The organism is Ruegeria sp. BF8 (genome assembly GCF_056538625.1).
The window spans coordinates 98454-124103 of the sequence record NZ_JBQFTL010000004.1 but is presented as its reverse complement, the minus strand read 5'-3'; the positions used below and the strand labels follow the sequence as shown (position 1 = coordinate 124103).

The 25650-nt window shown below is 60.6% G+C and carries 27 protein-coding genes; 12 read left to right on the top strand and 15 right to left on the bottom strand.

What is annotated here, in order from left to right:
• Window positions 1–201: 201 nt before the first annotated feature.
• From sdhC to ACR0LD_RS14180, 6 genes are all read left to right on the top strand, one after another.
• Entirely contained in the window at window positions 202–588 is a 387-nt protein-coding gene (gene sdhC / locus ACR0LD_RS14205) for a succinate dehydrogenase, cytochrome b556 subunit (protein ID WP_170343324.1), read from the top strand.
• Between the two features lie 11 nt (window positions 589–599).
• Window positions 600–971 (top strand): succinate dehydrogenase, hydrophobic membrane anchor protein, encoded by a 372-nt coding sequence (sdhD, locus tag ACR0LD_RS14200; RefSeq protein ID WP_093963475.1) that lies wholly within the window; start codon window positions 600–602, stop codon window positions 969–971.
• Window positions 972–990: 19 nt separating this feature from the next.
• On the top strand, window positions 991–2796 hold the full coding sequence (gene sdhA, locus ACR0LD_RS14195) for a succinate dehydrogenase flavoprotein subunit (protein ID WP_093963474.1): 1806 nt from the start codon (window positions 991–993) through the stop codon (window positions 2794–2796).
• 12 nt (window positions 2797–2808) lie between these two features.
• The gene (locus ACR0LD_RS14190) at window positions 2809–3588 is read left to right on the top strand and encodes a succinate dehydrogenase iron-sulfur subunit (protein WP_170343321.1); all 780 of its coding nucleotides are present in this window, start codon (window positions 2809–2811) and stop codon (window positions 3586–3588) included.
• A 136-nt stretch (window positions 3589–3724) separates the two neighbouring features.
• Window positions 3725–3865, top strand: coding sequence for a hypothetical protein (locus ACR0LD_RS14185; protein ID WP_170343320.1), 141 nt, complete (start codon window positions 3725–3727; stop codon window positions 3863–3865).
• A gap of 316 nt (window positions 3866–4181) precedes the next feature.
• The gene (locus tag ACR0LD_RS14180; RefSeq protein WP_480637542.1) at window positions 4182–5027 is read left to right on the top strand and encodes an urea carboxylase-associated family protein; all 846 of its coding nucleotides are present in this window, start codon (window positions 4182–4184) and stop codon (window positions 5025–5027) included.
• 29 nt (window positions 5028–5056) lie between these two features.
• Here the strand turns inward: ACR0LD_RS14180 and deoD are convergent, their stop codons facing one another.
• The 3 genes from deoD to ACR0LD_RS14165 all read right to left on the bottom strand — a co-directional run bounded on the left by deoD (window position 5057) and on the right by ACR0LD_RS14165 (window position 8184).
• The gene (gene deoD / locus ACR0LD_RS14175) at window positions 5057–5767 is read right to left on the bottom strand and encodes a purine-nucleoside phosphorylase (RefSeq protein ID WP_170367636.1); all 711 of its coding nucleotides are present in this window, start codon (window positions 5765–5767) and stop codon (window positions 5057–5059) included.
• Between the two features lie 17 nt (window positions 5768–5784).
• A complete protein-coding gene (locus tag ACR0LD_RS14170; RefSeq protein WP_170436077.1) occupies window positions 5785–6102 on the bottom strand; it encodes an H-NS histone family protein in 318 nt (105 codons plus the stop codon).
• Window positions 6103–6216: 114 nt separating this feature from the next.
• A complete protein-coding gene (locus ACR0LD_RS14165; RefSeq protein WP_480637539.1) occupies window positions 6217–8184 on the bottom strand; it encodes a protein meaA in 1968 nt (655 codons plus the stop codon).
• A 146-nt stretch (window positions 8185–8330) separates the two neighbouring features.
• Here ACR0LD_RS14165 and ACR0LD_RS14160 point away from each other — a divergent pair, with 146 nt between their 5' ends.
• The 6 genes from ACR0LD_RS14160 to ACR0LD_RS14135 all read left to right on the top strand — a co-directional run bounded on the left by ACR0LD_RS14160 (window position 8331) and on the right by ACR0LD_RS14135 (window position 15227).
• Entirely contained in the window at window positions 8331–9716 is a 1386-nt protein-coding gene (locus ACR0LD_RS14160) for a 1-acyl-sn-glycerol-3-phosphate acyltransferase (RefSeq protein WP_480637537.1), read from the top strand.
• 112 nt (window positions 9717–9828) lie between these two features.
• Complete coding sequence (gene ccrA, locus ACR0LD_RS14155) at window positions 9829–11115, top strand: crotonyl-CoA carboxylase/reductase (protein WP_170372225.1); 1287 nt, start codon at window positions 9829–9831, stop codon at window positions 11113–11115.
• A gap of 362 nt (window positions 11116–11477) precedes the next feature.
• Window positions 11478–12197, top strand: coding sequence for a helix-turn-helix transcriptional regulator (locus ACR0LD_RS14150; protein WP_170342173.1), 720 nt, complete (start codon window positions 11478–11480; stop codon window positions 12195–12197).
• Between the two features lie 82 nt (window positions 12198–12279).
• Window positions 12280–12918, top strand: coding sequence for an acyl-homoserine-lactone synthase (locus ACR0LD_RS14145; protein WP_170360153.1), 639 nt, complete (start codon window positions 12280–12282; stop codon window positions 12916–12918).
• A 51-nt stretch (window positions 12919–12969) separates the two neighbouring features.
• Window positions 12970–14502 (top strand): ATP-dependent DNA helicase, encoded by a 1533-nt coding sequence (locus ACR0LD_RS14140; RefSeq protein ID WP_480637534.1) that lies wholly within the window; start codon window positions 12970–12972, stop codon window positions 14500–14502.
• Complete coding sequence (locus ACR0LD_RS14135; protein WP_480637532.1) at window positions 14499–15227, top strand: SDR family oxidoreductase; 729 nt, start codon at window positions 14499–14501, stop codon at window positions 15225–15227. Before ACR0LD_RS14140 ends, ACR0LD_RS14135 begins: the two co-directional genes overlap by 4 nt.
• A 3-nt stretch (window positions 15228–15230) precedes the next feature.
• On the opposite strand, the gene ACR0LD_RS14130 is transcribed toward ACR0LD_RS14135, so the two are convergent.
• The 12 genes from ACR0LD_RS14130 to ACR0LD_RS14075 all read right to left on the bottom strand — a co-directional run bounded on the left by ACR0LD_RS14130 (window position 15231) and on the right by ACR0LD_RS14075 (window position 25587).
• Window positions 15231–15995, bottom strand: coding sequence for a TIGR02186 family protein (locus ACR0LD_RS14130; RefSeq protein WP_170360158.1), 765 nt, complete (start codon window positions 15993–15995; stop codon window positions 15231–15233).
• 1 nt (window position 15996) lies between these two features.
• A complete protein-coding gene (locus ACR0LD_RS14125; RefSeq protein ID WP_170343309.1) occupies window positions 15997–16917 on the bottom strand; it encodes a sulfite exporter TauE/SafE family protein in 921 nt (306 codons plus the stop codon).
• A gap of 121 nt (window positions 16918–17038) precedes the next feature.
• Complete coding sequence (locus ACR0LD_RS14120) at window positions 17039–17962, bottom strand: sulfite exporter TauE/SafE family protein (protein WP_170343308.1); 924 nt, start codon at window positions 17960–17962, stop codon at window positions 17039–17041.
• A 90-nt stretch (window positions 17963–18052) separates the two neighbouring features.
• Entirely contained in the window at window positions 18053–19021 is a 969-nt protein-coding gene (locus tag ACR0LD_RS14115) for an ABC transporter permease (protein WP_170367643.1), read from the bottom strand.
• Entirely contained in the window at window positions 19021–20115 is a 1095-nt protein-coding gene (locus tag ACR0LD_RS14110) for an ABC transporter permease (RefSeq protein WP_480637529.1), read from the bottom strand. Before ACR0LD_RS14110 ends, ACR0LD_RS14115 begins: the two co-directional genes overlap by 1 nt.
• A gap of 1 nt (window position 20116) precedes the next feature.
• Complete coding sequence (locus ACR0LD_RS14105) at window positions 20117–21646, bottom strand: ABC transporter ATP-binding protein (protein ID WP_093963455.1); 1530 nt, start codon at window positions 21644–21646, stop codon at window positions 20117–20119.
• Window positions 21647–21758: 112 nt separating this feature from the next.
• Window positions 21759–22757 carry a BMP family lipoprotein gene (locus tag ACR0LD_RS14100; RefSeq protein WP_093963454.1) on the bottom strand — a complete coding sequence of 333 codons (999 nt, stop codon included), beginning with the start codon at window positions 22755–22757 and terminating at the stop codon, window positions 21759–21761.
• A gap of 159 nt (window positions 22758–22916) precedes the next feature.
• On the bottom strand, window positions 22917–23330 hold the full coding sequence (gene rimI, locus ACR0LD_RS14095) for a ribosomal protein S18-alanine N-acetyltransferase (RefSeq protein WP_480637526.1): 414 nt from the start codon (window positions 23328–23330) through the stop codon (window positions 22917–22919).
• On the bottom strand, window positions 23327–23917 hold the full coding sequence (gene tsaB, locus ACR0LD_RS14090) for a tRNA (adenosine(37)-N6)-threonylcarbamoyltransferase complex dimerization subunit type 1 TsaB (RefSeq protein WP_170436108.1): 591 nt from the start codon (window positions 23915–23917) through the stop codon (window positions 23327–23329). Before tsaB ends, rimI begins: the two co-directional genes overlap by 4 nt.
• On the bottom strand, window positions 23907–24470 hold the full coding sequence (locus ACR0LD_RS14085; protein WP_093963451.1) for a NifU family protein: 564 nt from the start codon (window positions 24468–24470) through the stop codon (window positions 23907–23909). Before ACR0LD_RS14085 ends, tsaB begins: the two co-directional genes overlap by 11 nt.
• Before the next feature lie 68 nt (window positions 24471–24538).
• Window positions 24539–25132 carry a DsbA family protein gene (locus ACR0LD_RS14080; RefSeq protein ID WP_480637523.1) on the bottom strand — a complete coding sequence of 198 codons (594 nt, stop codon included), beginning with the start codon at window positions 25130–25132 and terminating at the stop codon, window positions 24539–24541.
• Window positions 25132–25587 (bottom strand): universal stress protein, encoded by a 456-nt coding sequence (locus ACR0LD_RS14075; protein ID WP_170342153.1) that lies wholly within the window; start codon window positions 25585–25587, stop codon window positions 25132–25134. The genes ACR0LD_RS14080 and ACR0LD_RS14075 overlap by 1 nt, the downstream gene beginning before the upstream one ends.
• Between the last annotated feature and the right edge of the window lie 63 nt (window positions 25588–25650).

The following is a 25650-nucleotide window of genomic DNA, read 5'->3' as shown; positions in this document are numbered from 1 at the left end:
GTGATCACATTGCTTGACCCTTGAAAACGCTAACATTGGAGGGTTGGAATGCATTTTGTGATCACGAGAATATTTTGTGTGATCACGTTTCCGAATTATCGGCCGAATTGCGGGTGATTTGATCTTTTTTGCACGCGCAGCGCGTGACAGGGTCGCAAAATGGAGTAAAAACTTCGGTAGCCAACCTCAAAAGGAGCCGCCATGGCCGATGTCAATCGGGGGAACCGCCCGCTATCGCCGCATCTGTCGATCTATCGTCCGCAGTTGACCTCTGTCACTTCCATCCTGACCCGGATCACCGGCAACGCCATGTTGGTGGCCGCGCTGTTGATCGTCTGGTGGTTCCTGGCCGCAGCCACGTCGCCCGAAGCCTTTGATCGCGCCAATGGTGTGATCACGTCGCTCCTCGGGGACTTGGTCATGGCACTGTCGCTTTGGGGTCTTTGGTACCACACGCTTGCCGGCATCCGGCACCTGATCTGGGACAACGCGATCGGACTGGATATCCCGACAGCCTACAAGCTGGGCTGGGCGGTCGTGATCGGCTCTTTCGTGCTGACTTTTCTGACACTGTTGATCGTTGCCTGAGGGAGGCTGACATGCGTTATCTTACCGACCGCAAACGCGCCGTAGGCCTGGGATCGGCCAAGTCGGGCACCGAACATTTTTGGGCGATGAAGGTCAGCTCGGTTGCGCTGCTGATCCTTGTCCCGCTTTTTGTCTTCACATTCGGCCCCACGCTGGGACAGCCCTTTGACGTGGTGCTGGACTATTACTCGCGGCCATTCCCGGCGATCGTGGCGGCCCTGACGCTGGCCGTCGGGTTCAAGCATTTCGCTGATGGTGCCCAGGTGATGATCGAGGACTATGTGCACGGCACAATGGAAAAGGTTCTGATCATCCTCGTGAAGTGTCTCTCATATGGCGCCGCGGCCGCAGGTATCTTCGCCGTCGCCCGCATTGCCCTCTAACACCCCGGAGCTGAATGAAATGGCTGCTTACGAATACGAAACGCACGAATATGACGTGGTCGTGGTCGGCGCCGGTGGGGCCGGTCTGCGTGCCACGCTCGGCATGGCCGAACAAGGTCTGCGCACCGCTTGTGTAACCAAGGTTTTTCCGACCCGTTCGCACACCGTTGCGGCGCAGGGTGGCATTGCGGCGTCGCTGTCGAACATGGGCCCCGACCATTGGCAGTGGCACATGTATGACACCGTCAAGGGCTCGGACTGGCTGGGTGACACCGACGCGATGGAATACCTGGCGCGCGAGGCACCCAAGGCCGTCTATGAGTTGGAGCATTACGGTGTGCCGTTCTCGCGCACCGAAGAAGGCAAGATCTATCAGCGTCCCTTTGGTGGCCACACGACCGAATTCGGTGAGGGCCCCGCAGTTCAGCGCACCTGTGCTGCTGCCGACCGGACCGGTCACGCGATTCTGCACACATTGTACGGGCAGTCACTGAAGAACAACGCGGAATTCTACATCGAATATTTCGCCATTGACCTGATCATGTCCGAAGACGGCCAGTGCCAAGGCGTTGTCTGCTGGAAGCTGGACGACGGCACCATGCATGTCTTCAACGCCAAGATGGTGGTTCTGGCCACGGGCGGTTACGGCCGCGCCTATTTCAGCGCGACCTCGGCCCACACCTGCACCGGCGACGGCGGCGGCATGGTGGCCCGTGCCGGCCTGGCCTTGCAGGACATGGAATTCGTGCAGTTTCACCCGACCGGCATCTACGGCTCGGGCTGCCTGATCACCGAAGGCGCCCGCGGCGAAGGCGGATATCTGACCAACTCGGAAGGTGAACGGTTCATGGAGCGCTACGCGCCCCAATACAAGGACCTCGCACCGCGCGACTATGTCTCGCGTTCGATGACAATGGAAATCCGCGAAGGGCGCGGCGTCGGTCCCGAAGGCGACCATATTCACCTGAACCTGAGCCATCTACCAGCCGAAGCCCTGCATGAGCGTTTGCCGGGCATCTCGGAAAGCGCAAAGATCTTCGCCGGCGTGGATGTCACCAAGGAACCGATCCCGGTTCTTCCGACCGTGCACTACAACATGGGCGGTATTCCGACCAACTACTGGGGCGAGGTGTTGAACCCGACCGCCGACGATCCGAACGCCGTTGTGCCCGGCCTGATGGCCGTCGGCGAAGCCGGTTGCGCGTCGGTTCACGGAGCGAACCGGTTGGGGTCGAACTCATTGATCGACCTCGTGGTCTTTGGCCGTGCGGCGGCGATCCGGGCCGGCAAGGTCGTCGACCCCGAAACGCCCAACCCGGTCCTGAACCAGGCCTCGGTCGACAAGGCGTTTGATCGGTTCGATGCGGTGCGCAATGCCAGCGGCGCAATCCCGACGGCCGATCTGCGGCTTGAAATGCAGAAAACCATGCAGGCGGATGCTGCGGTGTTCCGGACGGCCAAGACCCTGGCCGAAGGGGTCGAGAAGATGACTGCAATCGCGGCCAAGATGGAGGACATCAAGGTCACGGATCGCAGCCTGATCTGGAACAGCGACTTGATGGAGACGCTGGAACTGACCAACCTGATGCCCAACGCGCTTGCCACAATCGTCGGAGCCGAAGCGCGGAAGGAATCCCGCGGCGCTCATGCACACGAAGACTTCACCGAGCGCGATGACGAAAACTGGCGTGTTCACACCGTGTCCCGGGTTGACGGGAACAAGGTCGAACTCAGCTATCGCCCGGTCATCGTCGATCCGCTGAGCACCGAGGCTGAAGGCGGTATCAGCCTTGAAAAGATCGCGCCCAAGGCGCGGACATTCTGAGGAGAGGAACACATGGTCCAACTGACCCTCCCTACGAATTCCCGGATTACGACGGGCAAGACCTGGCCGAAGCCGGAAGGCGCGAGCAACGTGCGTAAGTTCCAGATCTATCGCTGGAATCCGGATGACGGGCAGAACCCTCGGGTCGACACCTATTTCGTCGACATGGACGATTGCGGGCCGATGGTTCTGGATGCGCTGATCTACATCAAAAACAAGGTCGACCCGACCCTGACATTCCGCCGGTCGTGCCGCGAGGGGATCTGCGGCTCCTGCGCGATGAACATCGACGGGATCAACACGTTGGCCTGTATCTACGGCATGGACGAGATCAAGGGCGACGTGAAGATCTACCCGCTGCCGCACATGCCGGTGGTCAAGGACCTGATCCCGGATCTGACCCATTTCTATGCGCAGCACGCTTCGATCATGCCATGGCTGGAAACCAAGACCAACCGCCCTGCAAAGGAATGGAAGCAGTCGATCGAAGACCGGAAAAAACTGGATGGTCTGTACGAATGCGTGATGTGCGCCAGCTGCTCGACCTCGTGCCCCAGCTATTGGTGGAATGGCGACCGGTACCTTGGCCCCGCCGCGCTGCTGCACGCCTATCGCTGGATCATCGACAGCCGCGACGAGGCCACCGGCGAGCGTCTGGATCAGCTTGAGGATCCGTTCAAGCTGTATCGGTGCCATACGATCATGAACTGCGCAAAGACCTGCCCCAAGGGTCTGAACCCGGCCAAGGCGATTGCCGAGATCAAGAAGATGATGGTCGAACGCGCAGTTTGACCGATGACGACCAACGTGCTTGCTGCGTTGCGGCAAGTGCATGGCCCACATGCGAAATCATTGGATGTGGGCCGCCCCGGCCAAGACTATGTTCGGCACCGGGGAGGAGTGACGGATTGGAAACAGGATCACTCCGATGAAGAACGAATCCAAAAAAACAGACGCAGCCAAAGCCTTGGAATATCTTGAGCAAGCCTGGGCCTATTACGAGCCCGAGCCGGTCAAGCCTGCAAAAGATGCAGAGCCGGAGCTGTTTGAATACGCCAACGCGGCCTGAGTTTACCAAGCCAAGTCTTGAGTCCCGGCGCATATTGCGCAAAGCAGGGGAATGCCTGTTCTTCTGCTTCTGCTCGGCGCCGGCGTGTTCGCCTATTTCGTTTGGCGGTCCCGCACGTCTTCTTTGACTCGGGACTGCCGGTGGCGACAGCACAGGCAGGCCGGCACGTGGAGTTGTGCGTATTGCGGAGCGGTTTCCGTCTCCGAGACGCAGCCCACGCGATGCGAACGGAAATAAGCCTTATTGCCTGCGGGAAACGGGGTTTTCCCAAAGCTCGTTCTGGGTCACTCTGCGCAAAACAGCGGAAAGATGCAGAATGCCAAATCCTCCTTCGGATGCCGCCGCCCGCCGCGGGATCGCTCCAGTCATTTGCTACCCAAATGACACCCTGCCCAGCGTTGACCTTGACCTGCTGCTGGACGCCCGAAAGAGCGCGCGAAAGACAGCCGAAGTTCTGGTGCCGCCACGTGATGCCCGTTGCTTTGAGGTGCCGGCCGGACACTTCTTTCGGATCACCTCAGTCGAAGGCTCGCAGGTCGGCGACCTGAACCTGTGGAACTTGCACGATCTGAACGAACGTTTCTATTCGGGCAAGACGCGTGCATTGCATGGCACCCATGTCACGACCAGCGAGCGGCTATGGTCCAGCTTTCCCTATCTGCGCCCGATGGCCACGATCGTTGCGGACACCTTGGACTGGTACGGAATCGATCAATATGGCGGGTCGGTGCATGACGTGATCGGAACGCGTTGCGATCCCTATACCGGAAACTTGCTGTCGGGCACTCAATACCATCATTGCTGCCACTCCAACCTGACCCGGGCGCTGGCTGACCATACTGGTTTGGAAATTCCGGTAGCCGAGCGTTTGGTGCACGACGTGTTGAACGTATTCATGTGCACTGGCTTTACCCGCGATACGGGGCAGTATTTCATGAAGGCTTCACCGGTTCGACCGGGTGACTACTTGGAGTTCTTCGCGGAAATCGACCTACTGGGTGACCTCAGCGCCTGTCCGGGTGGGGATTGCTCGTCCGAGCACTCGTCGGATACCGCCGCCTGTCACCCGCTGTTGGTCGAGGTTTTCGAACCTGCCGAAGGCACGCTGAGCGGATGGCAAAGTCCGGCGCCCAATGGCTATGACCGTACGCATGGGCGCTGAGGCCCGGGGGTGACCCGGGCCGGTTTGTGTCAGGCGTTCGGGAAGGCGGCCTGCAGTGCGATTTCCACCATGTCACCAAAGCTGCTCTGGCGCTCGGACGAGGGCAGGGCCTCGCCGGTCAGAAGGTGATCGGACACGGTCAGAACCGCCAAGGCCCGGCATTTGTGCCGCGCGGCCAGGATATACAGCTCGGCTGCCTCCATTTCGACACCCAGGATTCCGTGACGCACCATCTGTTCGTTCAGGTCGGGGCGTTCGTCATAGAAAACGTCAGACGAGTAGATGCCGCCGATATGGGTTGCCGTGCCCTTGGCCTCGGCTGCTTTGGCGGCAGCCTGCAGCAGGCCCCAATCTGCACAAGGCGCAAAGTTGAGCTCTTTCATGATGCCCCGGGACGGGGTGCTGAGCGTCGTTGACGTCATGGCCAGGATAACATCCCGGACCTTCACGTTTTCCTGCATGCCGCCGCAAGACCCGATGCGGATCAGGGTTTTTGCACCGTAGTCCCGGATCAGTTCATTCACGTAAATGGACAGCGACGGCATTCCCATTCCGCTGCCCTGAATGGTGACCGGGTTTCCTTTCCATTCGCCGGTGAAACCCAGCATCCCGCGGACATCGTTGATTTGCCGCACATTGCTCAGAAAAGTTTCGGCGGCCCATTTCGCACGATACGGATCACCCGGCAAAAGCACGGTCTCGGCGATTTCGCCTTTTTCGGCGCCAATGTGAATTGTCATTTTGATACTTTTCCCGTTCAGATTTCGAGATCGGAAATATCTGCCCCGGCTTTCAGCGCTTCGTGGACCCATTTCGGTTTTCGCCCACGCCCCGTCCAGGTTTGCGCCGGATCGGCCGGATTGCGATATTTCGCTTTGGCTTTCGATCCCTTGCCGGACCGCGTGGGCTGAGACGCCAAGTCGGACAAGGAAAACCCGTAAGCGGCAGCTGCTTTTTCAGCGGCCATCAATGCTTCCTGACGCTCTCTGGCCTCAGCGTTTTCCAGCGCCTTGTCGACCTGATCGCGCAATTCAAGCAATTCCTTACGCGACAGCTTTTCCAGATTTATGCCCATTGTCGTTCTCCGTACCCACCTGATTCATTTTTTACTCATCAGGCAACGTTACGGAGAATCCCAATCAATGGCCATTCTTAAAACGAAATGAGCAATGGAATTAATTTTGGGCGATTATTCCGCGGCCAGCGTTTTTGGATCGGCCAGCAAAACGATATCCCCCATTATGGCATTCAGCTCGAAATTCTTGGGCGTATAGACCTTGGCAACACCCATTGATCTGAGACGATCCGCGTCTTCGTCGGGAATGATGCCCCCGACGACAACGGGAACATCACCCAAGCCAGCTTCGCGCAGGCGGGTCATGACGTCCTGTACCAACGGCAGGTGGCTACCGGACAGGATCGACAGGCCGATCACATGAGCTTGCTGCTCGATGGCCGACTTCACGATTTCCTCGGGGGTTAGGCGGATGCCGTCATAAGTAATGTCCATGCCGCAGTCGCGGGCGCGGAACGCGATCTGTTCGGCGCCGTTGGAATGGCCGTCCAGCCCCGGCTTGCCGACCAGGAATTTCAGACGACGCCCCAGGCGGTCGCTGACCGCATCCACCGCCGCGCGCAGATCGTCCAGACCCTCGGTCTTGTTCGAGACCGACCCCGAAACGCCCGTCGGACCGCGATAGGTGCCAAAGACGCGGCGCATCTCTTCTGCCCATTCGCCGGTGGTGACACCGGCCTTGGCCGCGGCGATCGACGGCTCCATGATGTTGGCGCCCGATTGCGCGGCGGCGCGCAGATCGGCCAGAGCCGCGGCCACGGCGGCCTCGTCGCGGGCGGCACGCCAGTCGTTCAGGCGCGCGATCTGTTCCTGTTCGACCGCCGGATCGACGACCATGATCCCGCCATCCTCGGTCTGCAGGGGCGAGGGTTCGCCCTCGGTCCAGCGGTTCACGCCGACGACGATGGTTTCATTGCGCTCGATCCGGTTGAGACGCTCGGCGTTGGAATCCACCAGCCGCGATTTCATGTAGTCGATCGCCGCAACCGCACCACCCATCGAGTCCAGATTGGCCAGTTCGGCCCGGGCGCCCTGCTTCAGTTCCTCGACCTTGGCGTCGACCACCGGGTTGCCATCGAACAGGTCGTCGTATTCCAGCAGGTCGGTCTCATAAGCCAGGATCTGCTGCATCCGCATCGACCATTGCTGGTCCCAGGGGCGCGGCAGGCCCAAGGCCTCATTCCACGCTGGCAGTTGCACCGCCCGGGCACGCGCCTTTTTCGACAGGGTCACGGCCAGCATTTCGATCAGGATGCGATAGACGTTGTTCTCGGGCTGCTGCTCGGTCAGGCCCAGAGAGTTGACCTGAACACCATAGCGGAATCGGCGGAACTTGGGGTTTTCCACGCCATAGCGCTGTTGCAGGATTTCATCCCAAAGATCGACGAAAGCCCGCATTTTGCACATTTCGGTGACAAACCGGATGCCCGCATTCACGAAAAACGAGATGCGGCCGCACAGCGCCGGAAAGTCCTCGGCCGGAACGCGGGGGCGCAGCTCGTCCAGTACCGCGATGGCGGTGGCCAGCGCATAGGCCAGCTCCTGCTCGGGCGTCGCGCCGGCCTCTTGCAGGTGGTAGGAACACACGTTCATCGGGTTCCATTTCGGTACGTTCGAATAACAATACTCGGCCACGTCCGCGATCATCTTCAGTGAAGGTTTGGGCGGGCAGACATAGGTGCCGCGGCTCAGGTATTCCTTGACCAGGTCGTTCTGCACCGTGCCCTGCAGCTTGGACACATCGGCGCCCTGTTCCTCGGCCACCGCGATATACAGCGCCAGCAGCCAGGGGGCCGTGGCGTTGATCGTCATCGAGGTGTTCATCTGCTCCAGCGGGATCTGGTCGAACAGCACCCGCATGTCGCCCAGGTGGCAGACGGGCACCCCGACCTTGCCGACCTCGCCCCGGGCCAGGGTGTGATCGCTGTCATATCCGGTTTGCGTCGGCAGATCGAAGGCCACCGACAGACCGGTCTGCCCTTTGGCCAGGTTGGATCTGTAAAGCGCGTTCGAGGCTTTGGCCGTGGAATGACCGGCATAGGTTCGGATGAGCCAGGGGCGGTCTTTCTGCGTCTGCGTCATGGTCAGAGCCTCATGCGTCGATGGGTAACAATATTTCTCTCATGGGTTCTAAAGCGCAATTTTCAGCACATGTCAATTCGCTGCGTTGCGGCATGTACGGCGTGCTGCCGATTGTGACAGCGGCGGTTTGATGGCACTGTGCGGGCATGACGCAGACCGTTGAGTTACCGATTTGGCTGTTTGTTCTGATCGTGGTGTTTGCCGCGGTCACCTTCGCCTCGCATTTCCTGTTCCCGTCGGTGCGCTGGTTCTTTCGCCGCCGGCTTGAACGGGCTGTTGAACGGTTGAACCAGCGCCTGCAACGGCCGATCCAGCCGTTCAAACTGGCCGAGCGTCATGACATGATCCAACGCCTGATCTATGACCCGCAGGTTGGTCAGGCTGTTCAGCACCACGCCGAAGAACATGGAATCCCCGAAGCGGTCGCGTTCGAGCAGGCCCGGCGCTACGCCCGGGAAATCGTCCCGTCGTTTTCGGCCTTCATGTACTTCAGCTTTGCCATTCGGTTGGCTAGATGGTTGAGCAACGCGTTCTACAATGTCCGCCTCAGCCACGAGGACGAGGCCGCATTGAAGGAGATCGATCCCAAAGCAACCGTGGTCTTTGTGATGAATCACCGGAGCAACATGGATTATGTTCTGGTGACCTATTTGGCCGCGCAACAGTCGGCGCTGTCCTATGCGGTGGGCGAGTGGGCACGGGTCTGGCCGCTCAGCCGGTTGATCCGCGCGATGGGGGCCTATTTCATCCGGCGCAAGTCCGGCAGCGAACTCTACCGGCAGGTTCTGGCCAGCTATGTGCGCCTGGCCACCAATGCCGGTGTGACTCAGGCGATGTTCCCCGAGGGCGGTCTGAGCCTCACCGGGTCTTTGGGACGACCCAAACTGGGACTGCTGAAATACATCATCGACGGCACCAGTCCCGATGGTCGCGACGTCGTGTTCGTACCGGTTGCGCTGAACTATGACCGGGTGCTGGAGGATACGATTCTGACCGCCGCCGCCTTGGGCAGCGAACGGCGGTTCCGCGCGCGGATCGGCGTGATCACAAGGTGGAGCCTGAAACAGATATGGCGCCGTATCATCGGGCGTTACAAACGGTTCGGTCTTGCCTCGGTCCGATACGGCCTGCCCATTTCGCTGCAGGAGTTTCGCGAACAAGCCGGCCCGGACCTGATGACGGATCTGGCTCGAGAGTTGATGCGCCGGATTGGCCGGGCGATTCCTTTGGTCCCAGCGCCCGCCGCGTGCTGGCTCGTTCGCGAAAACGGCACCATCTCCGAGTCTGACGTTCAGTCACGGATCGTCGAGCTGATGCGGCGCGAGGGCGCCACGGACGAAGACCTGAAGGCCATCCCGCCAGCGATCGAACAACTGGTCGAACGGCGAATACTGAGCAGAAACAACGGTATGCTGTCGCCATCGGTCGAGCGGCTGGATCTGATGAAGTATTATGCGGCCTCAGCGCCCATCAGCGAAGACCCGGATGGTTCTGCGACTGCAAAAGAAATTTCTGCGGCCGCTGGGTCATAAAATTTCAATAATGATCCGAAATGGGTTGCAAAATTACTCATGGGCCAATATTCCAGCCTATGAAGCGCGCGATTCTGCGTCGCGGCGAACATGTTTGACAGAGGAGGCCACAATGGCTTTGGACACCGACGGCGGCATCGCGTCCTACGAGGCACCGGAAAAAGACCTCTATGAGATGGGTGAAATCCCTCCGATGGGATATGTGCCCAAACAGATGTATGCGTGGGCCATCCGTAGAGAGCGCCACGGCGAGCCCGACACTGCGATGCAGTTGGAGGTGGTCGATGTGCCCAAGCTGGACAGCCACGAAGTGTTGGTTCTGGTGATGGCGGCGGGCGTCAACTACAACGGTGTTTGGGCCTCGCTCGGCAAACCGATCAGCCCCTTTGATGGCCACAAGGCCCCGTATCACATCGCGGGCTCGGATGCGTCGGGCATCGTCTGGGCGGTGGGCGACAAGGTGAAACGCTGGAAGGTCGGCGACGAGGTCGTGATCCACTGCAACCAGGACGACGGCGACGATGAAGAGTGCAACGGCGGCGATCCGATGTATTCGCCCAGCCAGCGCATCTGGGGCTATGAAACGCCCGATGGGTCATTTGCGCAATTCACCAACGTGCAGGCACAGCAGCTGATGCCGCGCCCCAAGCACTTGACCTGGGAAGAAAGTGCCTGCTATACGCTTACGCTGGCCACTGCCTATCGGATGCTGTTCGGACACGAGCCGCATGATCTGAAGCCGGGCCAGAACGTTCTGGTCTGGGGCGCGTCGGGGGGTCTGGGCTCCTATGCGATCCAGCTGATCAATACAGCCGGAGCCAACGCGATCGGCGTGATCTCGGACGAAAGCAAGCGCGACTTCGTCATGGGGTTGGGCGCCAAGGGCGTCATCAACCGCAAGGACTTCAACTGCTGGGGCCAGTTGCCCACGGTCAACACGCCTGAATATGCCGAGTGGTTCAAGGAAGCCCGCAAGTTCGGTAAGGCGATCTGGGACATCACGGGCAAGGGCGTGAACGTCGACATGGTGTTCGAACACCCCGGCGAGAGCACCTTCCCGGTCTCGACCTTTGTCGTCAAAAAAGGCGGCATGGTCGTGATCTGCGCCGGGACCACCGGCTACAACCTGACCTTTGATGTTCGGTACATGTGGATGCACCAGAAGCGTCTGCAGGGTTCGCATTTCGCGCATCTCAAGCAGGCGTCCGCTGCAAACCGGCTGATGCTGGAGCGGCGTCTCGATCCCTGCATGTCCGAAGTGTTCACTTGGAAAGAACTGCCCGAGGCGCACATGAAAATGATGCGGAACGAGCACAAGCCGGGCAACATGTCTGTCTTGGTTCAGGCCCCGCGTACGGGCATGCGGACCTTGGAAGAGGTTCTGGACGCCCGCGGTTGATCACCGCGCTTTGAAAGCAAGCGCCCGCGAATCGTTCAGACGGTTCGCGGGCGTTTTGCGTTCAGAAGATGGGATATTGTTTTTCAATGCCATGCAAATTCGGGACCCGCTGTTTTTGGGGAGTAGAAAGCAGTGAATAGGCAAGAAAACAGCGTACATGTTATGGTTGTGTTAACCCTTCGTTAACTGTTTCGGAGAGACCATGATGGCGCGAAATGAGTGGATACTGGACGTATTGTCGGACCTCAACGCCTTCGCCGTTGCGAATGGGTTGACCGCGCTGGCCGAGCAGCTTGACGACACCAGGCTGATCGCCGCGGCCGAAATTGCGTCCCTGAACGATGAGGCAAAAGCGCCGTCGAATGGGAACACAGTTCGATTTGAGCCAGGTCCTGGAGGATTTGGAAAACACCAGCACGCTTGACGAGCTGGGTGCGGTTGCTGTCCGCATCAGGGACAAACTGAAGGTCGATCACATCGTCTATCACTGGGTCGATGGCGCCGGCGATCAATATGGCTACACCACCTATCCGGATGCCTGGGCCGACCGATACCGTGAACGCAACTATCACCGAATAGATCCCGTAATCCTGGGCTGCTTCCAGCGGTTTCATCCGGTCAATTGGAAATCTCTGAACTGGTCTGGCAAGGTCGCAAAAGCCTTTCTGCAGGATGCTTTGGATCATGGTGTCGGCAATCAGGGCTATTCGATCCCAATTCGTGGGCCGAATGGCCAGTTCGCGCTTTTTACGGTCAATCACAGTTGCAGCGACGAGGCTTGGGGTGCCTTCATCGTGACCTACAGCCGCGAGTTGATACTGCTCGCCCACTACTTCAACCGCAAAGCTTTGGATTTCGAGCAGGACCGCAGACCTGAATCCGCGCGCGGTCTCTCTCCGCGCGAGATCGACGCGATGACGCTGCTGGCCTTGGGCTACAGCCGGGCGCAGGTCGCGCACTCCCTGTCTATTTCCGAGCACACATTGCGTGTCTATATCGAAAGCGCCCGGTCCAAGCTGGGTGCTCTGAATACAACCCATGCCATCGCCACTGCCCTCAGCAGAGGATTAATAGTGGTTTAAGGCCCGCGCGAGGGCCACACGGTAAATTAACCACGACTTTGTACCCCCTTCGTTCCAGTACTGGACGACAAGGGGAAAAGTCATGCTGCGTTATGTTTACGCTGACGAGCTTCATAAATTTCCAAAATTGGCCGAGGGGATGTTTCGCGACCGCGCAGATCAATTCAAAACCCGCCTCGGATGGGATGTTCATGTCAATTCCAAAGGAGAGGAACGGGATCAGTATGATGATCTGAACCCGCTGTATGTCATCTGGGAAGAGCCGGACGGCAGTCACGGCGGATCGATGCGGGTATTGCCCACGACTGGCCCTGTCATGGTAAATGAGGTGTTCGGGCATCTGACCGGCGGCAGCCCAATCCGCAGCCCGCTGATCTGGGAAGTGACGCGGTTCTGCCTGTCCCGCACCGCTCATCCACACACGGCCGGGGCAATCATGCTGAGCGGGGGGGAGATCATGGAAGGCTTCGGTCTGACCCACATCGCCGGGGTCTTTGATGCAAGGATGATCCGTATCTATCGGCTAATCGGTTCCTCGCCGGTGGTCTTGGGCTCGGAGGGGGCGGGCCGTGACCAGATTTCGGTCGGTCTTTGGCCCTATTCCGCTGACGATTGCAACCGCGTGGCCGAGCGGGCGGGCATCCCGCGCGAACTGTCGCGATTGTGGTTCAAGACTGCGTTCGGGTCCGCCGCGCGGCATCGGTTCGCACTGTCTGCCTGACGTTGAATTCCGCATCTGGCGCAGGTTGGCGCGGCCCTGTAGGGTCGCGCCATGTCTCTGCCTAAGGTTACTTTTTCCGAAGATCAGGCCGCCGCGTTCGACAGCATTGCCCAGATGCTGAAAACCGCAGGCGTGGACCTAGAAGATGATGCGCTGCTCAAGCTGCCCGGCCAGGGCGAATCGGGGGTCATGGCGGTGATCGGCAAGGCCGGGTCGGGCAAGACCCTGCTGTTGGCCGAACTCTACAAGGCGCTGGCTGAGACCGGAGTTCAGATCGTCTCGGGCGACTATGAAAGCCGCAAATCGAAAGACAAGCGCAGCCTTGCCATTTTGGCCCCGACCAACAAGGCCGCCAGCGTGTTGCGATTGCGCGGTGTTCCGGCCACCACCATTCACCGCATTCTGTACACGCCGGTCTATGATCCGGAATACGAACGGATCGCCGAGTGGCTGGCGGGCAATGACGACCGCCCCGAGATCGAAGGCCTGACCGACGAGGCGTTGGACCGCGCGGCCGCGTTCTATGCCAACAACAAGTCCATCCCGGGTGCCCTGGCCGCCGCCGGCCTGCGCGGGTCGGATTTCATAACCGGATGGAAACGTCGCGACGAGCCGCTGGATATCGGGTTCGTCGATGAGGCCTCGATGCTGGATGACCGGCAGTTCGAGGATCTCAAGGAGATCTTTCCCACTTTGCTGCTGTTCGGCGATCCGGCACAGTTGGCACCAGTGAATCAGTCCGGGTCGATGGTGTTCGATGCTCTGCCCGAACCGCGCAAGCTGATCCTGCACCGGGTGCACCGGCAAGAGGCCGACAACCCCATCCTGGACCTGGCTCATGCGCTGGCCGATCCTGCGATGGGGTTCGAGGATTTCGAACGCCTTGTCGAGCAGACCGCACGCACGGATGACCGCGTGGTCTGGGGCCAGCGGGTCGAGGTCGACCTGATGGCCCGAAGCCCGGTTTTGGTCTGGCGGAATGCGACGCGTATCCGGCTGATCCAGGCCTTCCGCCAGGTGCATGGCGCCCCCGAGACCGAGCTGTTGGAAGGTGAACCGTTGATCTGTGACGGGATCGAGCTGCCGCTGAAGCACCGCAAGAAGCGGCTGGACCTCGAGGCGCGCGGGCTGATCAAGGGCGCGCAGGTGATCTATCTGGGGCCGGGGCGCAAGCCGGGGTTCTCGCGGCTGCATGTCATGGGGGCCGAAGACCCGCAGGTCAGCGCCGCGTCGATCGTGCAGATCGAAAAGCCCGACGAGGAAGAGCCCTTCATCCCCTTTGCCGCGCGCATGGGGGCCACGTTTCTGCATGGGGCCGCGGTGACGATCCACAAGGCGCAGGGCTCGCAATGGGACACGGTGCAGGTCTTTGCCCCTGACCTTTACGCCGCCGCCCGCATGGGCCGGACCGAGGCCCGGCAACCCCTGTGGAAACGGCTGGCCTATGTGGCCATCACCCGGGCGCAAGAGCGGCTGATCTGGGTGGTGCGCAACCGGCTGTCCAAACCAAGCCACCCGCTGCGGGTTGACGACCTGCGTGCGGTCCCGGCCGCAAAACTGACGCTGGAGGCGGAGGAGACGTGAAGACGATCATCGTAACTGGGGCAAGTTCGGGCATCGGGCAAGCGAAGGCCGAGCTGTTTCTGGACCAGGGCTGGCAGGTCGGCCTGCTGGCGCGAAGCGCGGACAAGCTGAGCCAGGTGGCCGCGATGCGCGAAAACGCCATTCCGCTGGTGGCCGACGTGACGGACCCCCAAGCGGTGTCAGCGGCCTTCGATGAATTTCAGGCGCAGGCCGGGCGATTGGACGTTCTGTTCAACAACGCGGGCATTTTTGCGCCCGCAGGCACGATCGACGAAATCGCGCTGGACGACTGGTATCAGAGCGTCAACGTGAACCTGAACGGGATGTTTCTGTGTGCTCGCGCGGCCTTTGGCTTGATGCGCAGGCAGGTACCCCAGGGGGGCCGCATCATCAACAACGGCTCGATCGCGGCGCATGTACCGCGCCCGAATTCGGTTCACTACACCGCCACTAAACACGCGATTACCGGGCTGACACGAAGCCTGTCGCTTGACGGCCGCGCTCATGGGATCGCCTGTGGGCAGATCGACATCGGAAATGCCAGAACCCAGATGGTGCAGAACCTGGTCGATACGGCGGTTGCTGAAGGGCGAGAGCCTGATCCGACGATGGAGGTCGAAGACGCCGCGCGCTCGGTCCTGCACATGGCCAGCCTGCCGCCCGAAGCCAACGTCCAGTTTATGACCGTGATGGCAACGACGATGCCGTATATAGGGCGCGGGTAGCGGTCAGTTTTCGCGCAACAGTCGGAAAGCCGTCGAAGCGCCCCAGCCTGCGGCGATGGCAATGACGAGGGACATCAACCCGTACCAGACCGGCTGTTGACGCGACATGTTGTAGAGAAACCGCTCGAGCCCGACTTTCCGAACGTCGATAACCGTCTCGAACTGCGAAATGACTTCGCCGTTCCGCATCAGGAAGATGCGGGTCAGGTAGTCGCCTTCGGTCAAGTCGGCCGGCATCTCGATGGAGGTGCGGAATAGCGTTTGCTCATCCACGGCAACCGTGTTCTCCCGGATCGAGTACAGGCCCTCATCCTCGCGGATCCTGACGACGGCCCGGGCGAAATCCTGAGCCTCCCGAATATGCATGGCTGCCCCGACGGACCGGATCGCGCGCCGGATCGAGATGCGATAGCGCAGATCTTCGGTGTCGGTGATGATGTCCGTGAACGGTGCGCTTGTGGCGACTGCGTAGAAGCTGGGTGCGGAATCGACCAGAACGCTGTCGGTATTCACCCAGATGCCGAATTTCTTTTCCTTGCGCCGCACCATGACCGGCTCGGACGGGCCTGCGACTGCCACGATCACCTCCAGCGGAGGGCCGGGTGGGATCGGCGCTTCGCGCTTGACGGCGCCAAAGATCAGAATCTCGGATCCGTCGAAATCGGCGGTGATGGCCACGCGATCCTGGCTGAGGCCAAGAACGACCTGCTCATCCGCGGCATGGACGGGGAGGGTCAGGAACACAAGGGCGATGAACCAGCGCAACACGTCAATGCCCCCCATCGGTGCCAAGCGAGTACAGCTCGGCCGGTTGCAACAACAGATCCAGGGCCAGCTTTCCGCAAACCGCCAAGACAAGAGCGGCCAGCAGAACGCGCAGCTGCTCGGCCGGGATGCGTGCCCCCAGCACGGTCCCGATCTGAGCCCCGATCACCCCGCCAACCAACAGTAGGACAGCCAGCACGATATCGACCGTAAAGTTGGTCGTGGCGTGCAGCATGGTGGTGAAGCCAGTGACGAAAATAATCTGGAAAAGGGATGTCCCCACAACCACTTTGGTTGGCATTCCCAGCAGATAGATCATGGCGGGCACCATGATGAACCCGCCGCCCACACCCATGATCGCCGACAACACGCCGACGAACAGCCCAACAAGCACCGGCGGAATGACCGAGATATACAGCCCCGAGGTCCGGAACCGCATCTTGAACGGCAGGGCGTGGATCCACCCCCTCTGGCGCCGTTTGACAGGGACCCCACCGGCCTTGCGGGACCTGCGCAGCGCATTGAGGCTTTCAAAGAACATCAGCCCGCCAATGACGCCCAGAAAGACGACATAGCAGAGCTTGACCAGCAGATCGACCTGACCCAGGCTTTTGAGATAGTTGAAGAAGACAACGCCTACGGCAGCGCCGATCAGACCACCTACAAGAAGGACCGTGCCCATCTTCAGGTCGACCGTCTTTCTTCGGAAATGCGCCAGCACCCCCGAGAATGACGAGGCAACGATCTGGTTCGCCTCGGTTGCCACGGCAACGGCGGGTGGGATGCCGATAAAGAACAGCAGCGGGGTCATCAAAAAGCCGCCACCGACACCGAACATGCCGGACAGGATTCCCACCATGCCGCCGAGGCCAAGCAGCAGAAAGGCGTTTACGGAAACTTCGGCGATAGGCAGGTAGATATGCATGTGGTCTAGCCGATCCGTACTGCGGTGGACTGGTAAAAACGATCAAAGGCAGGCGCGCTGCGTTGGGCGAAGGAACGGACTGGCGAGTACATGGCGGTTTCGAAGGAAAAACTGGTCACGATCAAACCCCCGCCAATTCAGAAAGCGAATAGAATTCTGTCGGAGCCACGATCAGTTCCAGCCCGACTTTTCCGGCCACGATCATGACCAGTACCGCCAGCAAAACCCGCAGCTGCTCAGCCTTCAGCCGGGCGCCGACCATGCTGCCGAACTGGGCCCCAACGACACCTCCGATCAACAGGAACAAGGCCAGCACGATGTCCACGCTAAAGTTGGTCGAAGCGTGGATCATCGTCGTAAACCCGGCCACGAAAATGATCTGAAACAGCGAGGTTCCGATCACCACCTTTGTCGGCATTCCCAGGATATAGATCATTGCCGGAACCATGATGAACCCGCCGCCAACGCCCATGATGGCCGACAGGATTCCGACGCCAAAGCCGACCAGGATGGGTGGAATGACCGAGATGTACAGGTTTGACTCGCGGAACCGCATTTTGAACGGCAGTGCATGAACCCAGGTGCGTTGGCGGCGTGCGGTCGGTGCGGTGCCGCCCGCTGCCCGTGACCGGCGAATTGCACGCAGGCTCTCAATGAACATCAAGGTGCCGATGAGGCCTAGAAACACGACGTAACACAGCTGGACCGCCAGATCGACCTGCCCCAAATGCTTGAGATAATTGAAGACGAGCATTCCCAGCGTCGCGCCCAGCAGGCCGCCGCCCAGCAGAACCGATCCCATCTTCAGGTCTACGGTCCTGCGCTTGAGATGTGCCATCAGCCCGGAAAACGAGGATGCCACCACCTGGTTGGCCGATGTCGCCACGGCGACTGCAGGTGGAATGCCAATCAGAAACAGCAGTGGCGTGATCAGAAAGCCGCCTCCCACTCCGAACATGCCGGACAGAACGCCCACGGAAACACCAATCGCCAGCAGGACAAACGGGCTAACGGATACTTCGGCTATGGGAAGGTAGACGTGCATACCCTCTTAGAGCGCTTGCGGCATGCAAAATCAACTCTACATGCCGCTTTGCAGCAAACAGGACTGAAAAGCAGTCCTGAACTGGCCTTATCAACGCTCTTTCACATAAGGCTCGCCACCGGCCCTTGGCGGGACCGCTTTGCCGACGAAACCTGCCAGGATCACCACGGTCAGGATATAGGGCAGCGCGTCCATGACCTGAACGGGGATTATGATGCCGCCCAGGTCGATATTCTGGAACCGCAGAGCGACAGCCTGCAGCAGCCCGAACAGTAAACACGCCCACATGGCGTGCCATGGCCGCCACTTGGCAAAGATCAGTGCGGCCAGAGCGATGAAGCCCCGGCCGGCCGTCATGTCTTTGACGAACCCTGCCTGCAACGCAGTAGCCAAATAGGCCCCGGCGATGCCACACAGCACGCCACAGATGGCGACGGCCGCGTAGCGAAGCCCCACCACCGAGACGCCCGCAGTGTCCACTGCCGCCGGGTTTTCACCCACGGCGCGCAGGCGCAGGCCAAAGCGGGTGCGGAACAGCACCCACCAGGTGGCGGGCACCATCAGGAACGCCACGTAAACAAGAATCGAGTGGCCTGAGAGCAGTTCGGCGTAGATGGGACCGATGATCGGCACACCGCTCAAAGCTTCTGCGAAGGGGAAGTTGATCGGCTCAAACCGGCCACCCCCGAACAACGACGGAGTGCGGCCGCCTTGCTGGAACCAGTCCTGGGCCACCAGCACTGTCAAGCCGGCAGCCAGGAAGTTGATGGCGACACCGGAAATCAGCTGGTTCCCCCGGAACGTGATCGAGGCAAGCCCGTGCAGGCCAGACAGCACCAAGGACGATGCGATGCCGGCCAGCAGGCCCAGCCATACCGACCCGGTGACGGCGGCAACGGCGGCCGAGAAGAATGCGGCCATCAGCATCTTGCCTTCCAGGCCGATGTCGAAAATGCCAGCGCGTTCCGAATACAAGCCGGCCAGACAGGCCAGAAGCAGCGGCGTGGCCAGGCGAATGGTCGAGTCCAGAACCTGGACGATCGTCAGGAACAACTCCATCAGTTCGCCTCCTTCCGCAGAGCCAGGAACAGCTTTTCAAGCGGCATGCGCACCATGTTGTCCAGCGCTCCGGTGAACAGGATTACCAGCGCCTGGATCACCACGATCAGCTCGCGCGGGATCGACGTCCACAGGGCCAGTTCCGCGCCCCCCTGATAGAGGAAACCAAACAGGATGGCCGCCAGGAACACGCCGAACGGGTGCGAGCGGCCCATCAGGGCCACCGCGATGCCGATAAAACCCGCGCCCTCGGTCGAGTTAAGAACCAGCCGCTCGGCCTCACCCATGACGTTGTTGATAGCCATCAGGCCCGCCAAAGCGCCCGAGATCAGCATCGCCACGATGGTGATACGCACAGGCGAGATACCGGCATAGACCGCACCGGTTTCCGAATGCCCATAGGCCCGGATTTCATAGCCCAGGCGGGTGCGCCAGATCAGCGCCCAGACGACGATGCAGGCGATGACCGCGATGATCAGCGAGATGTTGGCCGGAGCCGCCTTGGAGAAGGTGATCCCGATCGGGGCCAGCATCTCGTGCAGGGTGGGCAGATGTACCGCCTCGGCAAAGCGGGCGGTGGCCGGGTCTTGCGAGCCGGCCGGTCGCATTACGTTGACCAGCATGTAGTTCAGCAGCGCCGCGGCGATGAAGTTGAACATGATCGTGGTGATCACGATATGGCTGCCGCGCTTGGCCTGCAGATAGGCCGGTATCGCAGCCCAGGCCGCGCCGAACAGCATGCCGGCGGCCATCGCAGCCAGCAGAGCGATGCTCCAATGCGGCCAAGGCACATAGAGGCACACCATGGCAACGCCCAGTCCGCCCAACATGGCCTGACCCTCGCCGCCGATGTTGAACAGACGTGCGTGGAAGGCCACCGCAACCGCCAGACCGGTGAACATGAAGTTGGTGGCATAATACAGGGTATAACCCCAGCCATAGGTCGACCCCAGCGCGCCGGTGACCATCAGGTTCACCGCCTCGACCGGGTTTTCGCCAATGGCCAGAATGACCAGTGTCGACAGGATTGCGGCCAGGACCAGACTGATGAGCGGGATCAGAATGACGTCGGCCCATTTGGGCATCTTATCCATGTTACGCGGCCTCCCCCGCAACACCGGCCATCAACAGGCCCAGTTCTTTTTCATCCGTTTCATGGGGCAGGCGCTCGCCCATGATATGTCCGTCGAACATCACTGCAATCCGGTCGGACAGAGAGAAGATCTCTTCCAACTCGACCGAGACCAGCAGGATCGCCTTGCCCTGATCGCGCAGGGCGACGATCTGCTTGTGAATGAACTCGATCGCGCCGATGTCCACGCCGCGGGTCGGCTGGCCCACCAAAAGCAAATCGGGGTTCCGCTCGATTTCGCGAGCAACCACGATCTTCTGCTGGTTTCCACCCGAAAAGTTCTTGGCCGACAGCCAGCCATTGGGCGGACGCACGTCGAATTTCTCGATCTTGCGTTCTGTGTCGGCGCGCAGGGCGGCGTTGTTCATGAAAATCCCGCGTTGGTAGGCAGGGTCGCGGTGATAGCCGAAGGCAACGTTTTCCCAGGCGTGGAAGTCCATGATCAGACCTTCGCGCTGCCGGTCTTCGGGCACATGCGCGATGCCTTGGGCGCGGCGCGCCTGACCGTCGGCCTCGGGTCCGCTGAGCGCCAGAGGCGTACCATTCAATTTGATCACGCCTGATCCCGGGCGCATGCCGCCCAACACTTCGAGCAACTCGGACTGCCCGTTTCCGGCGACGCCTGCGATGCCCACGATCTCGCCCGCGCGGACGGTCAGGTCGATACCCTTGACGCGCTCGACACCCGCCGAATCCGTCACCCGCAGGTTCTCGATTTCAAGGATGGGCTTGCCGGGTTTGGCCGGCACCTTGTCGACACGCAGCAGAACCTTGCGCCCGACCATCAGCTCGGCCAACTCCTCGGGGTTGGTCTCGGCGGTCTTGACCGTGGCGGTCATCTGGCCGCGGCGCATCACCGACACGGTGTCGGTGGCTTCCATGATCTCGCGCAGCTTGTGGGTGATCAGGATGATGGTCTTGCCTTCGGCGCGCAGCCGGTCGAGGATGCGAAACAGCTGGTCGGCCTCGGCCGGGGTCAGCACCCCGGTGGGTTCGTCCAGAATCAGGATTTCCGCCTTCCGGTACAGCGCCTTGAGGATTTCGACCCGCTGCTGCATGCCCACGCCGATCTCGTCGATGCGCTTGTCGGGGTCCACGAACAGCTCGTATTCTTCCTCGAGCTCTTTCAGCTCTTTCCGAGCCTTGGCCAGCGAGGGGGCCAGCAGCCCGCCATCTTCGGCGCCCAGAACGATGTTTTCCAGAACGGTGAAATTCTCGACCAGCTTGAAATGCTGAAAGACCATGCCGATACCCGCGGCGATCGCGGCCTGGCTATCGGGGATGTCGGTCTTTTTGCCGTTGATCCAGATTTCACCTTTGTCGGCCTTGTAGAAGCCGTACAGAATGCTCATCAGCGTGGATTTGCCCGCACCGTTTTCACCGATGATCCCGTGGATCGTGCCGGGGGCGACGCTGATCGAGATGTCCTTGTTCGCTTGAACTGGCCCAAAGGCTTTGGAAATCCCTTTGAGCTCGATGGCGGGGACTGTCATGTCTTGTCCTCGATTGCCGTAGAAGCTGCGCTGATTTCGCGATCATTCTGTCGTGGCGAAACAGCGGCATGAGTGGATGCGGGACGGGAGGTCTCCCCCGCCCCGCGCGATATCAGAACTGCAGTGCCGGGCAGCTGTCGTTCTCGTAGTAGCTGACGACGGTGACATTGCCGTCGATGATGTCGCGGCGCGCCTTTTCGACGGCGGCCTTCATCTCGTCGCTCACCAGCGAGGCGTTGTTTTCATCCATGGCAACGCCGACACCGTCCTGTGCCAGACCCATGGTGAACTTGCCGGTCTCGACATCTTCGCCTGCTTTCATGGCGTCATAAACGGCCACGTCCACGCGCTTGAGCATCGAGGTCAGAACCTTGCCTGGGTGCAGGTGGTTCTGGTTGCTGTCCACGCCGATCGACAGGATGCCTTCGTCAGCCGCGGTCTGCAGAACACCGACGCCGGTACCGCCTGCGGCAGCGTAGATCACGTCAGCGCCTTGGCTGATCTGAGCTTTGGTCAGCTCCGAACCCTTCACCGGGTCGTTCCAAGCGGCCGGGGTGGTGCCGGTCATGTTGGCTACGACGTTGATGTCAGGGTTCACGGCCTTCGCGCCCTGGGCGTAGCCGCAGCCAAAGTGCCGGATCAGCGGAATGTCCATGCCACCGATGAATCCGACCGTACCCGACTTGGATGCCATCGCGGCCATCATGCCGACCAGGTACGAACCTTCATGCTCGGCGAACGAGACCTGGCGGATGTTAGGCGCGTCCAGCCAGCTGACGTCGACGGCAACGAACTTGGTGTCGGGATAGTCAGGTGCGACGGCGGCCAGCGGATCAGCCATGGCAAAGCCCATGGTGATGATCGGGTTTGCACCGGCTTCAGCGAAGCGACGCAGGGCTTGTTCGCGCTGCGCTTCCGACTGCAGCTCGATTTCGCGATAGGATTTGCCGGTTTGGTCGGCCCAGCGCTTGGCGCCGTTATGGGCTGCTTCGTTGAACGATTTGTCGAACTTGCCGCCCAGATCGAAGATGATCGCCGGTTCGGCCAGCGCCGCACCTGCGGTCAGTGCAAACGCGGCGGCCGCGCCCATCAAGGATTTCATCAGGGTCATCATATACTCCCGTTGTTTTTTATGGCTTCGGGGCAGGGGCTTTTGCCCAGCCCCGCTCAGAGCGAGCAGAACTGCTGTGATAGCGGCAATTAAGGCCGTCTGAAACAGCCATGGTCAACCGCTTTTTGACCATTTGGTCTCAGAAATGCCCGGCTTTCGTCAGGGTAGCGCGCGCTCCATCAAGATTGCATCTACTTTGTCAGCCTTGCTGCGCCGGTAATATCCCGGCCGAAGACCGCAGCGCGCATAGCCGCAACTTTGGTAGAGTGCAATGGCGGCCGCGTTGTCCGATGCCACCTCAAGAAACGCCCGGCGCGCACCCAGATCGTGAGCCTTGTCATGCCAAGCCTGCATGCAGGCGCGGCCCAGACCCTGCCGCTGATGATCGGGATGCGTCGCGATGGTCAGCAGCTCAGCCTCGTCGCCGATGACTTGGACCAGGGCAAATGCTGTTTTGTTTCCAACGACATGGGTGAAGCGGCTGGCAAGCAGATCAGCGAATTCATCAGCAGTCCAGGGGCGGGACTGGGTGAAAGCCGCGCCGTGGGTCTCGGCCATTTCCTGTGGGGTCATGGGTCCAGCAAAGGCGGCGGCGTATCGCGCGACGGGGCGGCGTCTGCGGCACGAACGTACAGGGGGGCCGGGGGACCTGACACAAGGTCAACACGTTCGGATGCAATCCGGGCGATGGCCCGGACGACTGCATTCGCATCGTCGCACAAAAACAGGGCGCCAAGTGATTCTGCCTGTTCCTGCGTCATCAGCTGCGGCGTCCCGTCGGGCGCTAGCAGGTAAACATGTTCCCGGGGGGCTGGAATGGCTGGGGTCCGCCCTTCAGGTGCCAAAGCCGCAAGGGCTTCAAGGCCCGAAACGCCGATTGCCGGTTTGTTCAATCCAAGCGCCAGCCCTCGGGCGGCGGAGACCGAGATGCGAATTCCAGTGAAATTGCCCGGACCCGTCCCGACACCGATCGCGTCGATATCCGCCCAAGAAACCCCGCCTTCTGCCAGGATGTCCTGAAGCAAAGGCATCAGGCGTTCCGCCTGGCCGCGGGTCATGGTTTCGGCGCGGCTCACGACGATGTCTGGCCCGCGCAGCAAAGCGGCCGCGCAATGCGCGGCCGATGTGTCAAATGCCAGAATTGTCTGATCAGACGGCAACAGGGCGAACCTCGGTCACCTCGGGGATGTAATGGCGGAGCAGGTTCTCGATCCCCATTTTCAGGGTCAGCGTCGAGGATGGGCAGCCTGCGCAGGCCCCTTGCATATGCAGGTAGACGACGCCGCGGTCAAAGCCGTGGAAGGTGATGTCACCGCCGTCCTGCGCCACGGCGGGGCGCACGCGGCTGTCCAGCAATTCCTTGATCTGGTTGACGATTTCCGAGTCCTCACCCGAATGTTCAGCATGGCCGGACGCGGTTTCCACCCCGGCCCCCATCACCGGCTGGCCGGACTGGTAGTGCTCCATCACAGCGCCCAGGATGGCGGGTTTGATGTGGTCCCACTGCACGCCGTCGTCTTTGGTGACGGTTACGAAGTCATTGCCGAAGAAAACTCCGGTCACACCGCTGACCGCAAAGATGCGCTGCGCCAGCGGCGAGTTCTGCGCGGCTTCGGCGGTCGGGAAATCCGCTGTACCGGCCTCGAGCACGGTCTGACCGGGCAGGAATTTCAGCGTGGCCGGGTTGGGTGTGGATTCGGTCTGGATGAACATGGCGCGCTCCGTATCAGTTGGCTCTGATATGCGCGTCAGCGGCCGGGAAGTCAAGATTTGGAACGGTTCTAAATCGCTGCAGCCTGTCGGATGGCCATGTCCAGTCGGTCATCGCCCCAGTAAAGCTCCTCATCCACAACAAAACTGGGGGCGCCGAAGATCCCCAGCGATTTGGCGCGGGCAACCTGGTCAAACAGAGCACTCTTGATGTCAGAGTCTGCGGTTCGGTCGATCATGTCCTCGGGGAGGCCGGCGGCGGACAGGGCGCTGCGCAGGACTGGCTCTACCGAAATGTTCAGGCCTTGGCCAAACTGCGCGGCAAAAACGGCGCAGGAGAATGCAGCGCGCGCTTCACGTTGAGGGATGGCGAGCGCAAGGCGTGCGGCCTTCAGGCTGTTTTGCGGAAACTCGGCAGGTCGGGTCAGGGGCAGGCCATGCTGCCGGCAAAGCCGTTCCATGTCGCGCCACATGTACCGCCCCTTGGCTGGATAGATGTTGAACGGTGAGGTTTCCCACCCCTGCTCGGCAAAAATGGGACCCAGAAGGAATGGCTGCCAGTCCACCTGCACGCCGCAGGCTGCCGCGTCCCGTTCGACCCGCATGGCGCTGAGGTAGGAATAGGTCGAGGCGAAATCGAACCAGAAGTGCAGGGTGGCGGGCATCAGGTGATCTCTTCGAGCTTCTCCTTGCTCAGGTCGCCCGGAACGATGGTAATCGGAATCGGCAAGCTGCCGGAATTCCGCGTCAACTGAGTGACCAGTGGACCGGGGCCCTTCTTGTCAGTACCTGCACCCAGAACAAGGACGCCGATTTCGGGATCCGAGCGGACATGCTCGATGATCTGCGGAACTGGTTCACCCTCGCGGATCGCCAGTTCAGGCTCGATCCCCTGCTTGTCGCGCATCCATTTGGCAAACACCTCGAAATGCGCATGGATACGTTCGCGGGCTTCTTCCCGCATCACTTCGGCCACGCCGATCCAGTGGTTGAACTCGTCCGGAGGAATGACCGAGAGGATGGTCACCCCCCCGCCGGTATGCGCAGCACGCATCGCGGCGAAACGCATGGCGTTCAGGCACTCGCGGCTATCGTCAAGAACTACAAGGAACTTGCGCATGAATGTCCTCTTCGGTTTTCGGGATCATGCCCGAGCATTCGGTGTCTGGCAACTCGGGCCGCG

What these genes read in the sequence shown, in the direction of transcription:
- sdhC (WP_170343324.1), top strand. Translation starts at nt 202, where the DNA reads ATGGCCGATGTCAATCGGGGGAACCGCCCGCTATCGCCGCATCTGTCG.
- sdhD (WP_093963475.1), top strand. Translation starts at nt 600, where the DNA reads ATGCGTTATCTTACCGACCGCAAACGCGCCGTAGGCCTGGGATCGGCC.
- sdhA (WP_093963474.1), top strand. Translation starts at nt 991, where the DNA reads ATGGCTGCTTACGAATACGAAACGCACGAATATGACGTGGTCGTGGTC.
- ACR0LD_RS14190 (WP_170343321.1), top strand. Translation starts at nt 2,809, where the DNA reads ATGGTCCAACTGACCCTCCCTACGAATTCCCGGATTACGACGGGCAAG.
- ACR0LD_RS14185 (WP_170343320.1), top strand. Translation starts at nt 3,725, where the DNA reads ATGAAGAACGAATCCAAAAAAACAGACGCAGCCAAAGCCTTGGAATAT.
- ACR0LD_RS14180 (WP_480637542.1), top strand. Translation starts at nt 4,182, where the DNA reads ATGCCAAATCCTCCTTCGGATGCCGCCGCCCGCCGCGGGATCGCTCCA.
- deoD (WP_170367636.1), bottom strand. Translation starts at nt 5,767, where the DNA reads ATGACAATTCACATTGGCGCCGAAAAAGGCGAAATCGCCGAGACCGTG.
- ACR0LD_RS14170 (WP_170436077.1), bottom strand. Translation starts at nt 6,102, where the DNA reads ATGGGCATAAATCTGGAAAAGCTGTCGCGTAAGGAATTGCTTGAATTG.
- ACR0LD_RS14165 (WP_480637539.1), bottom strand. Translation starts at nt 8,184, where the DNA reads ATGACGCAGACGCAGAAAGACCGCCCCTGGCTCATCCGAACCTATGCC.
- ACR0LD_RS14160 (WP_480637537.1), top strand. Translation starts at nt 8,331, where the DNA reads ATGACGCAGACCGTTGAGTTACCGATTTGGCTGTTTGTTCTGATCGTG.
- ccrA (WP_170372225.1), top strand. Translation starts at nt 9,829, where the DNA reads ATGGCTTTGGACACCGACGGCGGCATCGCGTCCTACGAGGCACCGGAA.
- ACR0LD_RS14150 (WP_170342173.1), top strand. Translation starts at nt 11,478, where the DNA reads ATGGGAACACAGTTCGATTTGAGCCAGGTCCTGGAGGATTTGGAAAAC.
- ACR0LD_RS14145 (WP_170360153.1), top strand. Translation starts at nt 12,280, where the DNA reads ATGCTGCGTTATGTTTACGCTGACGAGCTTCATAAATTTCCAAAATTG.
- ACR0LD_RS14140 (WP_480637534.1), top strand. Translation starts at nt 12,970, where the DNA reads ATGTCTCTGCCTAAGGTTACTTTTTCCGAAGATCAGGCCGCCGCGTTC.
- ACR0LD_RS14125 (WP_170343309.1), bottom strand. Translation starts at nt 16,917, where the DNA reads ATGCATATCTACCTGCCTATCGCCGAAGTTTCCGTAAACGCCTTTCTG.
- ACR0LD_RS14120 (WP_170343308.1), bottom strand. Translation starts at nt 17,962, where the DNA reads ATGCACGTCTACCTTCCCATAGCCGAAGTATCCGTTAGCCCGTTTGTC.
- ACR0LD_RS14115 (WP_170367643.1), bottom strand. Translation starts at nt 19,021, where the DNA reads ATGGAGTTGTTCCTGACGATCGTCCAGGTTCTGGACTCGACCATTCGC.
- ACR0LD_RS14110 (WP_480637529.1), bottom strand. Translation starts at nt 20,115, where the DNA reads ATGGATAAGATGCCCAAATGGGCCGACGTCATTCTGATCCCGCTCATC.
- ACR0LD_RS14105 (WP_093963455.1), bottom strand. Translation starts at nt 21,646, where the DNA reads ATGACAGTCCCCGCCATCGAGCTCAAAGGGATTTCCAAAGCCTTTGGG.
- ACR0LD_RS14100 (WP_093963454.1), bottom strand. Translation starts at nt 22,757, where the DNA reads ATGACCCTGATGAAATCCTTGATGGGCGCGGCCGCCGCGTTTGCACTG.
- rimI (WP_480637526.1), bottom strand. Translation starts at nt 23,330, where the DNA reads ATGACCCCACAGGAAATGGCCGAGACCCACGGCGCGGCTTTCACCCAG.
- ACR0LD_RS14085 (WP_093963451.1), bottom strand. Translation starts at nt 24,470, where the DNA reads ATGTTCATCCAGACCGAATCCACACCCAACCCGGCCACGCTGAAATTC.
- ACR0LD_RS14080 (WP_480637523.1), bottom strand. Translation starts at nt 25,132, where the DNA reads ATGCCCGCCACCCTGCACTTCTGGTTCGATTTCGCCTCGACCTATTCC.
- ACR0LD_RS14075 (WP_170342153.1), bottom strand. Translation starts at nt 25,587, where the DNA reads ATGCGCAAGTTCCTTGTAGTTCTTGACGATAGCCGCGAGTGCCTGAAC.